Source organism: Bacillus thuringiensis, from assembly GCF_001595725.1.
In the GTDB taxonomy this organism is placed as follows: Bacteria; Bacillota; Bacilli; order Bacillales; family Bacillaceae_G; genus Bacillus_A; species Bacillus_A thuringiensis_K.
Window position 1 is genome coordinate 20,732 of record NZ_CP014286.1, and the last position, 13,927, is coordinate 34,658.

Here is a 13,927-nt window from a genome sequence, read left to right on the forward strand (position 1 = left end):
ATTCATCCCCTATATTGTTTTCTCGAAAATACCTAATCCTGCTGGACGATATGCAGTAGCTGGCATCTTTGTAATTGGTGAAATTGCATCCACGGTAAAGAATCTGTAGATGTCGTGTGTATCTGGACATGTATTTTTTCTAACTTTTAATTTATCTCCATTTAGCAAACCTAACGGGGAGAGAAGTACAACGTACGGCATATAACCACGTACCCCTTCATCTGGATGTACAATATAAGCCCTAGATGTATGAACTCTACCACTATATAAAGATGGATTGAATTGATACTTATATTCGTCATTATCGTGGCTTTGCCATGCTGTAGGATATTGGCCACCATTAGCACCTTTCCGATCTGGCGGCATAATATTACTTGGTATATTCCACGCAATATAATGTGCTTGGTATCTTGCACCAAAACGGGAACGTTTAATAATTACATTATCAATGCCATTACCTGGCGACTTAGGATATTTCTTTGTGCGTGGCATATAGTTCGATACGTCCCTAAATGGCGTTTTACTTTCAAAATTAAAGCTGTGAGAAGAACTTTCTCCACCTTCATCGTAAGCAGTTCCAGCCCAAAGAGCATCTGCTATGGCGTCGTCATTTCCATAGCTTTCTAAGCGTCCCATGTATACTGGGGTTACAGGGACAGTATTATTTTCAAATGCTGGCGTTTTATCTGCTTGTATTAGTAGGACAACTCTATTTTTATCAACTTGTCCTGTAATACGAACTAAAGAATCTGGCCACCAATTTGTATCAGCATCTATATTTAGCAATTTAGGGTTTCTCAAAGTAGATTTAACCCAAGGAGACATCATTAAATCGGGCTTATCTGTATAGTCATAAACGGTATATGTATAAGGTCTTCCGTTGTTTATTTCTGTTTTTTCTGTAGCTATCACTTCGGCCAATTCTACATCTAGAATGGATTGGAACTCTTTCTTGTCTTCTGCTCCCATAATAATTACACTATCCTCTTGATAGCTTGGAAGTTTTTCAATCATATATAAATACATACATGAACGATCTTTATATTGTGGGTTGTTTTCTAAGTATGTTTTAAATGCAGTTTTACCATCAGGCTTAGAAAAATCAATGTCTAATTGAGACTTTGCGGTCCACTTCCAAGCTTGAACAATTCCGTATAAACCACCATCGTTGTTTTTTAAAATTACATGCTTTGCAGCCCAATAATTATGAACAGGGTCGTCTGATTTCGTAGCTTTATAAATAACCTTGTAAAAGCTACTTACTTTCTTCCATCCATTTTCAATCATGGTATTTATTAACTCCATATGGAATTCTGCTTCTGATACTATTTTTTCAATATATGCCATAGGTTTCACGCTCCTAATCTCTTAATAGTTGATAATTCAGCTTTACTACTTTGGATGTTCCGGTTATATTGTGGTATTCGAGCTTTAATACAGCGTTAGCCGGAATAGGTCTAATAATAGAAAAATTGAATCCTTCTGGTACGTCTTTTACATAAACATTTTTAAATATTTGTTTTCCATCGATAAATAGATTCCAATAATCACGATCACTATAACTTGATGCAGCTATAGAGAATGCAATTAACTCTGTATCGAATGGTAGTGAGAATTCATCTTTTTTTACTGCAGCATCTATTCCGATTCTTCTACCTTCTATATACGGTTCCGTTTTTGTAGGGAAATAAGGAGCGTCAAATCTACCGCCCGCCATATATGTAACAGCAAAACTCATGATATCCCTCCTTTATGATAAAAAATGCAATTCAAACCATACTGTTTTATCAAGGATTCCTTGATTTTTAAATGAAAATTGAACCGTACTTCCTGCTGTCAAAGGCTTATAAACCATAAAGTGCATACCTTCGGGAATATCCTTGGTATATATGTTTTTACAAATCGTTTTGCCATTTACAATTAAGCTCCATTTATCATCTAATTCATATATAGATGCACTTACACTTATTGCATACAGCTCCATGTCTGCAGGTAAAGTATATGTAGTTTCATTTGTTTGGAATGAAAATGAATCCATAATGAAACCTGGTATGAATGGTTCTGTTTTAGTTGGATGAAAAGGTGGATCTAATCGGCCACCGGCTAAATAGGTTGTTTCAAACAAGAGCAATCACCCTTTCTTGTATTAAAAAATTCCCGTGCATCATTACGACACATCGGGAATTGGTAAATCAGACAGTATACCGCTGCCTTTATCCAGTAAACGCGGTTGTACACGCTGTAATTGTTTTTGTGCATTGTATATTAATTGAATTTCCATCTTCTTTCCTGTTATCTTGTGGGATAATATAACCTTGTCTAACATCCCTTGGTTATTAAAATCTAGATCGTAATGAAGATATTTATCTCCATCAACTTGGGATAAACGAGCACCATCACGAATAAGGGTATAGCCTTCTGTCATACCTTCTTTAAATACATCGTTCGGGTCATTTCCAGGCATTGGTTTACCGCCGTTATATATTTGCCTGTCAATCAACCCTTTCATTAGATACATAATCGGATCATATAAATTCTTTTGCATTATCATAAGATCACCCCTAATTCACCCTTGTGACAGCCCAAGTTTTCGCTGGGCGTTTGATATAATAACCAGTTGATTCATCTATATTTACTCGTTTAAATGTTAAATCGGGTAAAGAACCATAATCATATAAAATATTATTTTGTGTATCTAATACTTGTATCCGTCCGGTAAGCCATTTTAAAGGAGTCCGTACCCCTTCGAAAACAATCATGTTTGCACCGTATTCGAGTGGTATATCAACATATGTAGGATTATTACGTATAAAGTAATTTTCCTCTATTAACTTATCATTGCAATAAATATTTAATAAGTCGCCATCTTCATAATCATAGTCCCAAAGTTTTAATCGTAATGTATCTACATTTACTGTAATACCAGTTATATCTGTATATGGAGCAGGTTCATACCCATAGTTAACAGTTAAATCTAAAGTTTGATAGAATCCATCATCTGCAGAAATCATTGTATTAATACCTTTGACAAAGTAATTCCACTGTTGACCAGAATCTCTATTGTAAACTGAAATAACATCGAATAATTGAATCCTTGGATCCCCAACAACTGCAACCGTTAATGTTCTGAACTTCTGGATTGCTTTTAAATGATATGCTGCAGCAACTGCTCTTCTTGCAAAGAACGTTGTCGCCCAAGGAACCTCCACCATTTCCTCCCGTAAATCACCTTGCGATACGTTTTTTAATAGAAACGAATTAAGAAATCCGTTTGCGTAATCTCCGCATTTAACAACAATACTGTTACTTATGTCCTGGTCAGTTAGCTGCATATCTAAAGAGATAAGATTTTCCCCTTCTCTAAAACTAAATTTTGCAGGTTCGTTAATTGCATAGTCCGGCATCTTCATGAATGTGCAACTTCCATCTGGTTCATGTTTTATATAATGGAATGTTGTATCTATAATATCGCGTACAATTTCATCCCACTTTTGAAACCTCTTACCGGTTGCTCCCTCAACAATCCAACTTTGATTGGTACCAGGAATGTTTACTCTGCTACCGTGCAATGTAACTCCGGCTTTTTCAAAGAAGAATTTCACCACATCATAAACATTACCGGTTGGTGCTACGATCTCATCTGATCCTGGTGTTGGGATAACGGATTTGTGTAAAACCTTTTTATATGATGTTGTGCAGGTGACGGATATTGTCCCACTTTCGGCATTTACCTTCACATCAGATACAAAACCATGTATATACGGTAAAGCTTCTTCACCGTATCCGATAGACACCTTAAATTCAGTCTGCGGATATAGCTGGTTTGTATTTGTTACTTCACTGTTATAAAACCATTCTTGAATAGAAGAAAACTTACCATACCAGTTGTCAGAAGCCATTTGACCGTATTCATTCGCAAAAGTAATAGTAAATGTACTAGCAAACTGATCTGCGTTCTCCTGTACTTCTAGTCCCATTACACGATGTTGTATTTGGACGTAAGTAGAAGAGTCTCTTTTTTTCATATAAACAATTAAATTAGGGGAGTTATTCCCTACCTGGAAATAGCTCCCCAACATTCTAATTAAAGAAATAGATCCTTCCCTCACATTCCATCAACTCCTACTCCTGCTTGTGACATAGATATTAATTTACATTTTGCTATAACTAAAGTTCCTTTTCTTATTGCATCTACTTCATTCGGTGGAATTATACCCCCGTAGGTACCATAATCCCCAGTAATAATATGAGGGCGATATATTTCCTTCATGAAATCACGCCAATAACTAATATTGTTGAATAAAACATTGAATTCTACTTCGCATCCTTTATTCCCGTTACTTTGGAAACGGGGATAACCATGCATAATATTATAGTTTTTTAATCCGTCTAATGATTTAGGCATTTTTGTTTGCTCAATCATTGCAATTGTAGGTATAGGTCCGTATGCATGATAATAAACATCACGCAAATAGGCTACGTCAGAAGAACCGTAACCGATTGTTGTAAATTCAATTGTTTGTGGCCCTGCACCAACAAAAACTTCTCTTGCTTCCCAGGCATAAGCACCTCTTGCTCTAAATTTTTCAATACCATTTACCCGAACAATAAAGTGTTTATCCGGTAACATACCATCAGAACCAATAGGAACTTGGGACATAAAAGAAAAGTTATATGTCCCAGGCCATGAAAAATTAATAGTATATGTAATTGTACTTACTAATTCTGTAGCATCCCATAAGAGGTGATATGAACCAGCTCTTCTATGCAATGTTTTTAATATACTCATACATTTCGCACCGCCATTCCCATTAGATCGTCAGCAACTACGTTTTGTAGCAGCTTTCTCATTTTTACAAAGTCGTCTGCAGATTGTAGTTTTTCAACAGAGACTTTAAATGTAGCATTTTGAATTGTTACGCCATTATCCGTTTTCTTTTCGACGTGGGTTTGTCCAGCAAATGGATGTGCAGTTTTACCGGTTAGATCAGCAGAACGTGCGCCCATTTGTCCAATTTGATTAGATACATCGGTTACTAGTTTCATTGGTTTAGGTGGAACAACAGCTTTATTTAATAGTTCAGAAGCTTTGTCTACGGCAGGAATCATTTTTTCCATCCCTACACCAAGACCTTCTGTAATATAGCCCCCGTATTCCATCATTAACCGAGATGGGCTTCGGATACCAAAGAACTTTAATACGGCTTTAGGTATTCCCGAAACAACTCCTTTTGCTTTTTTTATAAGCCAATCTGCCATACCGGACATACCTTCACCAATACCGGCAATAATATCTTTTCCCCAGCTAACTGCATCTTTTGCTACATTTTTTACTATAGAACCAACTTTACTGAATACATCTTTTACAGTATCTACAACCCCTGTAAATGCACCAGTGATTGCTTTCTTTATAGTTTTAAAGTTACTAACAATAAATTCTTTTATACCGCCCACAACATCGGTTATTGTGTTATATAATTTGTTGAAATTAGTAATTACAAACCCAACAAATTCACGAACTGCATTAATGATTGTGAACTTTATAAAATTCCAAGCCGATTGAATCACATTTTTAATTGTGTTCATAACGCTAGAAATTGTATCTTTAATAGATTCCCAAGAAGATTTCACAAAATCTTTTAAGAATTTTAATACTGTAGTAAAGGTTGATTTAATTGCGTCCCAGGCTTTTTTTACAATTTCCTTAATCGTGTTAAAAACACTGGATATTGTATTTTTCATTTTTTCGAATTCGGTTTTTACGTACTGTTTTATTATTGCTAAAGCCAAAGAGAAAATTCTTTTAATAGCATTCCATCCAGTAGAGAAAATCTTCTTCCAGGTGTTAACTGCCTTTTGGACACTATTCTTAATGAATTTCCATGTGCCATCTACAATTTTTTTCAAACCGCTTAATGCTAGATTAAAAACAAATTTAATGGCATTCCATCCAAACTCGAAAATGTTTTTCCAAATTTTAATGTTGTATTCAATTCTTTGTTTTATATATTTCCAAGCTTCTTCTAAGACTTTACCCAAAAACGATGAAGCAGATTTGAAAAGTTTTTTTGTACCATTCCAAAATCCAGAGAAGAACTTACCTAAACCATTCCATGCCTTTTTTGCACCTTTTACGGTTGCGTCCCAAGCTTTAGAACAGACATCGCCAATCCATTTAACTGCTTTCTTGGTGTATTTTACGATGTCATCCCAGTTTTTATAAATTAGATATACTAATCCTACAATTCCTAGTATGGCAATCGTCCAGGGATTCATCAGTAAGGTCATCATGGATCTGCCCAACAGCGCTAGAGCTTTCCCAATTCCACCAAACATACCGATAAGTTTAGGGCCGACTTTAAGAATACCTGTAAATAATAATGGTACTTTAGTAAGTATTGGTACTAGGAACCTTAATGAACCAACAAATGCACCAACTCCACTTGTCATAAAGCCCATCATGGCCACTAATGGACCTAAGACAGCGACCATACCCAGAATTGCTACAATACCAATTTGAATTGGCTTAGGCATAGAACTAAATGCTTTTGCAGCAACTTCTACCGCTTTAATAATTGGAGGGAGTGCCACTTCTGCAATATCTAAAATAGCTTGTCCTAATGGTTCTAAAGATGCCATTGTAGTACGCATTAACTTTTGCCAACGAACACCAAAAGCTTCTTGCTGCGTCTTCTGCATTTTTCCCATTGTGCCCTCGACATCGCCTAACGCACCATTTGCATTATTAAGACCTAAGACAGCTTGAGCACCCATGTCTTCCCACTTTGTCAATTGTGTTATCGTAAAGGCTTTTTATCCTCTACTTCTTACAGTTCATTTCCTGTAAGTTCGGCATACGTTTTCACTAATAAGTGTCGCGGTCTCGTGGAAGGATTATATCTTTTCACCTTCTATGCTCTGCCCCTGGCTATACTTTGTATATCCTTCGGTTCAAATTAGGATTCGCACCCTCTTTGCTTCATACCGCGATTTTAATTCGGCACAATTTATCATCTACCGAATACAGCAACACCAAGTTGGTTTGCTTTTACTTTATCGTCCATCTTACCTAAATCACCTAAAACGGCATTAAATACATCCGCAGAAGTTCCTTTACCTTTATTGAAATTGTCCCAAACCTTTTGAGTTGCTGGACTCATTTCTGCAAAGGCATCAGATACGCCTTTAGAACCATCTTGCACACGAATACCGAACTCTTTTACGAGATCGTTAATGTAATCGAGATTATAACTGCCGTCACGAGTTCCGTTTGCCATAATGGTAAACATCTCGTTAGCAGAGAAGCCGGCTTGTTTGTACAATGGCGCATATTCGGCCACATTATCAAACATTTCATTTGAATAGTTCAAACCTTCTTGTCCACCAGCAGCAAATAAATCGAATGCTTCCTTTGAAGAAATACCAAACTGATTCATTAACTGCCCTGCACCACGAGTTACTTCATTGATATCAGAATCAAATGTTTTACCCAATGTCATAGCGCTTTTTGTAGCTTCTTCTAATTCTTCGTGAGGAACGTCTTTCATATTCTGATAAACTTTTATAAGAGACTGATCCACTTCTTCAATACTTTGGCCAAATCCATCTTTCCAAGTTTCTTTTGCGATTTTACCAAGGTTTTCAGCACCTTTTTCAGTAAGACCTAAAGAAGATTGGATGTTTCTTTGAGAAGTATCGAAATCAGAAGCCACTTTTACAGCGGCAGCACCGATACCAGCTAAAGGTAAGGAAACGCCCGTTGTCATGTTTGTACCAACATCTTTCATTTTGTTACCTACATGACTAATTGATTCCCCTGCCTTTTGGAATTTATCATGCATTCCGTTTGCAGTCTTTTGTACTCGATCTTCAAACTGTTGTAAATCTTTATAAGCGCCTTCTGCTTTAATACCAATCGTTCCGAACAGTTGGAACATTTCAGCTAACATTTACGCACCCCCTTCTGGGGCCGATAACCATTTTATTCTTCATCGTCGTCTTCCTGGAATTGAGCCATAATCTGCTCAACATGTGCTTCACACTCATCTTTCGTCCATACTTCACCCATTTCATAAGAAGACTCTTTATTGTCCTGGGTGTCAGTTAGCCCAAAGGCTTGAAGATAATCATTAAAAGTAGTACCTTCTTCAAGTTGACGAGTTTGAAAACCAATGAACGCCATCTTCTTCCACTCATTTAGTTCTTCTTGCTGCTCTTCTCGTGCAATTAGAGAAAACAGGTCCATTAAACGCGAATACGGTATTGATAAGACATAATCATCTGTCCATCCATACCGTTTTTGTATCTTGTCGAAAGCACGTAACATATTTTGTTCTGCTTCCTCTAAATATTCTTCTGAGTCTTCATTTACGCTAGGATTGGCGCTGCTGCTGGTTGGTTCCATTTCTCGCTCTGAACTTTCACTAGCCCCTGCACTTGGTTGAAAAAAGTCATTAAGTCTTCACTTTCCAGTAATCCTTGAATAACAGAAACCATTGCTTCGGGAGGGAGTTGGCAAAATTCCTCTTTCTTAGCTTTTAGTAAACTTGCAAAGAACTCTGTGAAATCATCCTCACAAGCCGGGATCATTGTTAGTACACGTAAAGCAAACTCTAAACCTTTTTGTTTTTGTTGTTCTTTAAGTGCAGCTAACTGAACGTTTTTTTCTTCTTCTGGAAGAGACTCTGCAGCTTTTGTTAGTTCATCCATTTCATTTTTAGCTTTACCGAAATCTGCAAAATCAGCTATTGCATGGCGTCCAACTTTAGAAATAATCTTAGCGAACCGCCAAACATCAGTTACATTTAAGCGACGCATCAATATTTTCTCCCCTAAAATCGTGATTTCTGTACCAGTATTCATCATTTTTTCTAAAATAGATTTCATTTCGTGCTCTCCTTTTAGCATTTAGCTTGTTTTATGTAATAGAAAAACGACTACCATTTATGCGGTAGCCGGCGCTTTAGTTGCTGCAGTTTTCTTTTTCTTTGGTACATAAATTTCATACGGTGGCGTAGATGGTGCAGATTCACTGTAATGACCGATAAATTTACATTTCAAACCAACCGTTCCTTTACCATCTTTTAGATCTACTTCAATAGATGAGACTACCATTGCATTGCGAATTACGAAAATAACAGGTAATTCACTACCCGAAATCATACCGATTAGTGCGATATCATGGTAATTTGAATCTGGAATATCATTTGAAGGTTTCATAATATCGTAATCCTCTTCTGTAGTGCTATCTACCGTCATCCCAGGTAAAGCCAACTGTAGGTTTTCTTTTGTAAATTCAACTAATGTAACCTCAACGTGCGGTACATCTTTTAAAAGCCATTTACCGCGCACTAAATGACCAAGGACACCATCAATATCTGCATCATAATATTCACGATCAAAACCGACTTTTGTTCCGCCGGTAGTTGCTCCAACCATTTCGCCTAATTCTTTTATGCTTTTGAAATTTTTGTAAATAACACCGGGACCGATAACAAAATTATCAGTCGTACCTTCGCGGACACCGTTAATCAATTTCCAAGCCATTTGTTCTACCTCCTAATACAAGTCCGTTCGAAATGTTCGAACAAGGAATTTTGCATTTATATGAATGATAGATGGGTCTTCATCTGGTACCGGCAGTTTACCTGCACGATGTATAGAAAGTATCCCATCATCTTTTAAACCAACTTCTCTATCTAGTAACTTCTCAATACGTGTAGCAATTAACTTCGCCTTATCATAATCCCCATTATCACAATACACATCGAAATTTAGAATCATACGATCTATAATTTCAACATCATCCGGATTATCTGCTTCAATTCTCATAACTACATAAGGCATTTTCATATCATCTTGTGCAGTTTGGGATGTAAGAGCAGGGCCTTTGTCTTCGCCTTCACCATATTCTGATAGATTAGCTTTTATTATTTCATCGTTCTCTACAAGCATTCTAATAGCTGCAATAGCGTTAGACATCTATTGCCCTCCCATCATTCTTTTAAGTTCTCTACGTTCTTTTTCAAACGTTTTTAATAGGAATGGACGAGCTTCCATATGACTTGTACCAGTTTCAAGCCATATTGCTTTTTTCAAATCACTCCCTACTGCACCCAATACCTCTGATTGCGACCGTTTAACATTGTATTTAATCGAATTTAACAAGTCACCGGTACGAACAGCAGGAGCTTCACCTGGTTTAGAAGCAGTATATTTACGACTCGTATGAGGTATTTTATATTGCTTACCGCTACGGCTACCTGTGAGGTTCTTCTTAACTTGATTTTGCAAATGAATAGATGCTGCTGTGACTTTTTCAACACACATAGCGTTAATATGCGTCTTTACTTGCTCCATATTACTTGAGTACTCAATTTCTACTGAATTCGCCATATAGAATCATACCTTTTCGCAATAAATTTCAATGTGATGATTCATAAATGCGGGATTACGCGGCTCTCCTTTTACTTCAAATGTATAATCAACGCCCACATCTTCATTTTTGAAATGAATAAGATCATTGGGTTTAATTATGTAAGAAGCAGGTGCGTATATCTTAAAGGTTGTATCAAAATTTTGTTTATCGCGCTTAAATCTCTCATTATCAGTAGCAGAATTAGTAGTTACACGGCAAATCATCTTCTCGTAAATGTCCTCTGGTACTTCTGTATAGTTACCAGCGGATTGCTTCTTTTTCTTTTTTCGTTTTACAACTACCTCATGAATATATAAATCATCCATTCCACCATCATCGAAATACATTTCGTTCATGTGGCCATCACCGGCTTAACTCTTGCTCTAAACCCTTTTAAGCCATTGAGTATCTTATTGTTTGTATCTGGTTCATCTAGCGTTTCTGGGCTAATCTGGTAAGAGTAATCACCAATACTTTCCGATGTCTTCATACCTTTTCGTTGTAAGTTAGCACGAATTACTGCAGAAACAACCAAATCAATAATACATTTCTTCATAAGTACCTGCAGATCATCATAATCTTGTATCTTATATTCGAATTCATATAACTGATTTTCGGATAAACCATAAACAATCCGCCCATTTACAGTAATAGAATTGGTCATATCTTGTTTCGAACTAACATGAGTAACTTTTGCTATAGATTCAGCAGGAAACGAAAGCCAACCTAGCTTACTTGTTTGGATGATTTCTTTCATCGGATTCTCCGGCTTAACTCTTAAATACTTCCTAGCAATAACCGCATAGTAATCTATTAGTTCTTGAATTACTGTATTAGGCATCTTCTGTACATTTACGCGGTCTTTAATGTCCTGCATGGTAATGTCCATTATGTTTCTTTCTCCTTCTTATCGACTTCTTTTACAAATTCAAAATGTCCAGTACTTACAAGGTAATCAGCTTTTTCATTTGCAATTGTTTCTTCTTGGCCATTCTTAAACTTTTGTCCATAAGCGGTATAAGTTCCACCGTATCGCAGCGTAACTACTTTCATAATTAACACTCCTTTCACGAATGTAAACTATTGCATGAAAGTTTACATTCGTATTGTTGGTTTTATTGGTTATAACTCGTTTTCTATTAAAAATAAGAAAATAACAAAAAAGTATACATTCAAAACCCCAATAACAAAGGGTTTATTCCCATAAAAAATACACCTAATTATTAGGCGTCGAATGTATCAGGAATATTCGTCAGAATTGCTACTGCATCCATTTCTTGAATAATAGCGTCATCGTCAAAATGAATTACATAGAAGCGCTTATCTTCCATTACTGCAGCTTTACCCTCTGTTGTTTTACGAACACGAGTTTCATAAGTATTAACTGCAATAAAGTTACGTGGATCTGCAAGAATGATAATGTCATCTGAAAATGATGGAACCTCTGCAATTCCATATCCCATTGGTTTATTAACTTGATCTCCTGCTCCAAGTAACGCAGCATCACCAGCGCCTGTAGGACGGTTTGTTAAATATTCAATCCATTTTTCTCTACGATTTGGTGACATAATCCAACGTAGGTTACTATTCTTATATTTGTTTGGCATTACTCCGGATAAAGCGAAGAATGAACTTTTACCGAATCCATTGGCTTTTGCGGCTTCTCCTGTACCAGTTACTAGTTTAGAGTGGTCTACAATATGTGATTCTTTCGATTTTAGGATTTTCTTTAACCAACCATCATTAATTGATAAAAATGGATCAGATGAGTCAACATCTCCATTCCAATGTAAATCCTCTAAATCAATACCTGTTTGAGTTGCCATAAGGGTCATTACAGTGTCCTCAAAACTATCACCTTCAATATTTTCACGAAGAGTTTCTTCATTAATTTCCCAAGGTAGACGAATCGCCTTTGTATTATAAGGGACATTTGATGTTTTAACACCTGCACGGTATTCATCATCGTTACCCTCTGTTTTCTTACGAAGAATACGTCCGCCAATAGCGATTTTATCAATTACCCCCTGTTTTGCTTTACGCATTTCTTTGCGGTGTAACTGCGAGAATGGCGTTGAATCAAAGGCCATTCTAAAGAATTCTTTACTCTGCTCCGGATTTAATAATCCTGAAGAAATCGATCCAGTTGAAATAGCACCTTTTGAAATTCGTTGCACATGTGCTAATAATTCTGCGTTAGTCATTGTCATAGTTATATCCTCCTCTTATTTTAGGTCAAGGCCTGCAAAAACAGATTTTTTAATTGGTTGTTGTCCTGGTGTAAATAATTCGTCTGGGTCTAGGCCTTTACGAATAGAAGCTGCTTTTTCGATATTTTCAAGACGTTCAGCAAATGGTTCTAATGCTTTTTGGATAACTGCTGCAGTTTTTTCTTCCTCTGTTAGCTCTTCTGGTTTTGGTTCTATTTCTTCGCCATTCACTTGCTTTTCAATCTTATCTAACTTAGTAGTTAGTGGCTCTACCGCTTGTTTAACAATCTCTGCAATATCTTCTGCTTTCATTTCGTCTTCCTCCTGTGGTGAAGCAGCTTCTTTTATTTCACTAATTAAAGCTAATGCTTCATCTAATTTTTCATGATTCTTTTGGGACAATACTTTCCCAGCTTTTTTAATACTTTCTAATACAATGTTTTCTGCTTGTACACTATCTTCTGATTTTGCGATGGTATAACCGCCTTTAATAGAAGAGAGTATATCCTTCATATCATCAAGAGCAGTTGCCATACGGTCGATATCAGGATTACTTTCCCAAATCTCCCAATAGAACACATCTTCGAACAAATTAAAAACGGCACGTAAATCACGATTCTGTCTTTCATCTACAAAACGATCTTTTACTTCACCCTTTTTGATCTCGTGTTTCTCGCCTTTGAAGAAACCGACCATTTTACGAATAATGCCTTTCTCTTCATGAGTAAGATCATCTGCTTTTGCGATTTCTACACGTTCGCCAAATCCACCCATTGAAAAGCCAGTAACTTCACCTTTTTTAATTTCTTCCCAGGTGTCTGTATCATCCACACGAACGGTCATAAGCCATGTTCCTGCCTTTACTTCTTGATCGCCTACTGTCATATCACTTTTAGCAATCCAGTTTTCAACAACTGTCCCTTTACCAGCGATTTCATCATGTTGTTTGTCAATGTGTTGGTAATTTTCCATAAAGGTATATGCAGCCTTTTCAATTTCTTCTGCGGTCATTGTATCCCCGTGTGTATCTTCTACATCTGGTTCATATACCACACCTGTAACAAGCTGCTTATCTTCCTCTGTTTTAAGGATTGGAACCTGCTTTGATATATTTGGTTGTTTGGCAGTTGCGCTCTTCATAATGGCAAACTGACGACCGTTAGCGCCCTTTGTAACCAATGAAACATAACTAATATTGGCGTTTTTTAATTCGTAACCCATCGTTTTACCTCCTTCCCTATAAATATTGGGGTTCCACTGTCAAAACGCATAGCAGCCAATTTAAAGCCGTATACGTTTT

At 36.7% G+C, this 13,927-nt stretch carries 17 protein-coding genes and 1 pseudogene; all 18 read right to left on the reverse strand.

All coding sequences use genetic code 11. From position 1 onward, the window contains the following. Window positions 1-9: 9 nt before the first annotated feature. Window positions 10-1,347 carry a hypothetical protein gene (locus AXW78_RS30700; protein WP_061885290.1) on the reverse strand — a complete coding sequence of 446 codons (1,338 nt, stop codon included), beginning with the start codon at window positions 1,345-1,347 and terminating at the stop codon, window positions 10-12. 13 nt (window positions 1,348-1,360) lie between these two features. After that, window positions 1,361-1,738 carry a DUF8551 domain-containing protein gene (locus AXW78_RS30705; RefSeq protein ID WP_061885291.1) on the reverse strand — a complete coding sequence of 126 codons (378 nt, stop codon included), beginning with the start codon at window positions 1,736-1,738 and terminating at the stop codon, window positions 1,361-1,363. 12 nt (window positions 1,739-1,750) lie between these two features. Next, window positions 1,751-2,125, reverse strand: a complete 375-nt coding sequence (locus AXW78_RS30710) for a DUF8551 domain-containing protein (RefSeq protein WP_061885292.1) — start codon at window positions 2,123-2,125, stop codon at window positions 1,751-1,753. A gap of 42 nt (window positions 2,126-2,167) precedes the next feature. Continuing rightward, on the reverse strand, window positions 2,168-2,551 hold the full coding sequence (locus AXW78_RS30715) for a hypothetical protein (RefSeq protein ID WP_021727719.1): 384 nt from the start codon (window positions 2,549-2,551) through the stop codon (window positions 2,168-2,170). A 10-nt stretch (window positions 2,552-2,561) separates the two neighbouring features. Beyond that, on the reverse strand, window positions 2,562-4,109 hold the full coding sequence (locus AXW78_RS30720) for a hypothetical protein (RefSeq protein ID WP_061885293.1): 1,548 nt from the start codon (window positions 4,107-4,109) through the stop codon (window positions 2,562-2,564). After that, on the reverse strand, window positions 4,106-4,789 hold the full coding sequence (locus AXW78_RS30725; RefSeq protein WP_061885294.1) for a hypothetical protein: 684 nt from the start codon (window positions 4,787-4,789) through the stop codon (window positions 4,106-4,108). The genes AXW78_RS30720 and AXW78_RS30725 overlap by 4 nt, the downstream gene beginning before the upstream one ends. Then, on the reverse strand, window positions 4,786-6,792 hold the full coding sequence (locus AXW78_RS30730) for a phage tail protein (protein WP_061885295.1): 2,007 nt from the start codon (window positions 6,790-6,792) through the stop codon (window positions 4,786-4,788). Before AXW78_RS30730 ends, AXW78_RS30725 begins: the two co-directional genes overlap by 4 nt. Window positions 6,793-7,016: 224 nt before the next feature. Then, window positions 7,017-7,949 (reverse strand): annotated as a pseudogene (locus AXW78_RS30735) (phage tail tape measure protein); the annotation flags it as partial. Window positions 7,950-7,981: 32 nt separating this feature from the next. Continuing rightward, window positions 7,982-8,404: a hypothetical protein gene (locus AXW78_RS30740; RefSeq protein ID WP_061885296.1), complete on the reverse strand. Its 423-nt coding sequence runs from the start codon at window positions 8,402-8,404 to the stop codon at window positions 7,982-7,984. Then, window positions 8,368-8,886: a hypothetical protein gene (locus tag AXW78_RS30745; RefSeq protein ID WP_000836018.1), complete on the reverse strand. Its 519-nt coding sequence runs from the start codon at window positions 8,884-8,886 to the stop codon at window positions 8,368-8,370. The genes AXW78_RS30740 and AXW78_RS30745 overlap by 37 nt, the downstream gene beginning before the upstream one ends. A gap of 57 nt (window positions 8,887-8,943) precedes the next feature. Then, on the reverse strand, window positions 8,944-9,546 hold the full coding sequence (locus tag AXW78_RS30750; protein ID WP_000312356.1) for a hypothetical protein: 603 nt from the start codon (window positions 9,544-9,546) through the stop codon (window positions 8,944-8,946). A 12-nt stretch (window positions 9,547-9,558) separates the two neighbouring features. Then, window positions 9,559-9,981, reverse strand: a complete 423-nt coding sequence (locus AXW78_RS30755) for a hypothetical protein (protein ID WP_000063398.1) — start codon at window positions 9,979-9,981, stop codon at window positions 9,559-9,561. After that, entirely contained in the window at window positions 9,982-10,395 is a 414-nt protein-coding gene (locus AXW78_RS30760; RefSeq protein WP_000024037.1) for an HK97-gp10 family putative phage morphogenesis protein, read from the reverse strand. 6 nt (window positions 10,396-10,401) lie between these two features. Beyond that, a complete protein-coding gene (locus AXW78_RS30765) occupies window positions 10,402-10,773 on the reverse strand; it encodes a hypothetical protein (protein WP_061885297.1) in 372 nt (123 codons plus the stop codon). Then, window positions 10,770-11,306 (reverse strand): hypothetical protein, encoded by a 537-nt coding sequence (locus AXW78_RS30770; protein WP_061885298.1) that lies wholly within the window; start codon window positions 11,304-11,306, stop codon window positions 10,770-10,772. Before AXW78_RS30770 ends, AXW78_RS30765 begins: the two co-directional genes overlap by 4 nt. After that, window positions 11,306-11,470, reverse strand: a complete 165-nt coding sequence (locus AXW78_RS33715) for a YqbF domain-containing protein (RefSeq protein WP_081114096.1) — start codon at window positions 11,468-11,470, stop codon at window positions 11,306-11,308. Before AXW78_RS33715 ends, AXW78_RS30770 begins: the two co-directional genes overlap by 1 nt. A gap of 170 nt (window positions 11,471-11,640) precedes the next feature. Continuing rightward, window positions 11,641-12,627: a hypothetical protein gene (locus AXW78_RS30775; RefSeq protein ID WP_061885299.1), complete on the reverse strand. Its 987-nt coding sequence runs from the start codon at window positions 12,625-12,627 to the stop codon at window positions 11,641-11,643. A gap of 15 nt (window positions 12,628-12,642) precedes the next feature. Then, window positions 12,643-13,848: an XkdF-like putative serine protease domain-containing protein gene (locus tag AXW78_RS30780; protein ID WP_061885300.1), complete on the reverse strand. Its 1,206-nt coding sequence runs from the start codon at window positions 13,846-13,848 to the stop codon at window positions 12,643-12,645. Window positions 13,849-13,927 lie beyond the last annotated feature (79 nt).

Bases quoted from the DNA above. Each gene is read 5' to 3' on its own strand.
- AXW78_RS30700 (WP_061885290.1), bottom strand. From the start codon at position 1,347: ATGGCATATATTGAAAAAATAGTATCAGAAGCAGAATTCCATATGGAG.
- AXW78_RS30705 (WP_061885291.1), bottom strand. From the start codon at position 1,738: ATGAGTTTTGCTGTTACATATATGGCGGGCGGTAGATTTGACGCTCCT.
- AXW78_RS30715 (WP_021727719.1), bottom strand. From the start codon at position 2,551: ATGATAATGCAAAAGAATTTATATGATCCGATTATGTATCTAATGAAA.
- AXW78_RS30725 (WP_061885294.1), bottom strand. From the start codon at position 4,789: ATGAGTATATTAAAAACATTGCATAGAAGAGCTGGTTCATATCACCTC.
- AXW78_RS30740 (WP_061885296.1), bottom strand. From the start codon at position 8,404: ATGGAACCAACCAGCAGCAGCGCCAATCCTAGCGTAAATGAAGACTCA.
- AXW78_RS30745 (WP_000836018.1), bottom strand. From the start codon at position 8,886: ATGAAATCTATTTTAGAAAAAATGATGAATACTGGTACAGAAATCACG.
- AXW78_RS30750 (WP_000312356.1), bottom strand. From the start codon at position 9,546: ATGGCTTGGAAATTGATTAACGGTGTCCGCGAAGGTACGACTGATAAT.
- AXW78_RS30755 (WP_000063398.1), bottom strand. From the start codon at position 9,981: ATGTCTAACGCTATTGCAGCTATTAGAATGCTTGTAGAGAACGATGAA.
- AXW78_RS30760 (WP_000024037.1), bottom strand. From the start codon at position 10,395: ATGGCGAATTCAGTAGAAATTGAGTACTCAAGTAATATGGAGCAAGTA.
- AXW78_RS30765 (WP_061885297.1), bottom strand. From the start codon at position 10,773: ATGAACGAAATGTATTTCGATGATGGTGGAATGGATGATTTATATATT.
- AXW78_RS30770 (WP_061885298.1), bottom strand. From the start codon at position 11,306: ATGGACATTACCATGCAGGACATTAAAGACCGCGTAAATGTACAGAAG.
- AXW78_RS33715 (WP_081114096.1), bottom strand. From the start codon at position 11,470: ATGAAAGTAGTTACGCTGCGATACGGTGGAACTTATACCGCTTATGGA.
- AXW78_RS30775 (WP_061885299.1), bottom strand. From the start codon at position 12,627: ATGACAATGACTAACGCAGAATTATTAGCACATGTGCAACGAATTTCA.
- AXW78_RS30780 (WP_061885300.1), bottom strand. From the start codon at position 13,848: ATGGGTTACGAATTAAAAAACGCCAATATTAGTTATGTTTCATTGGTT.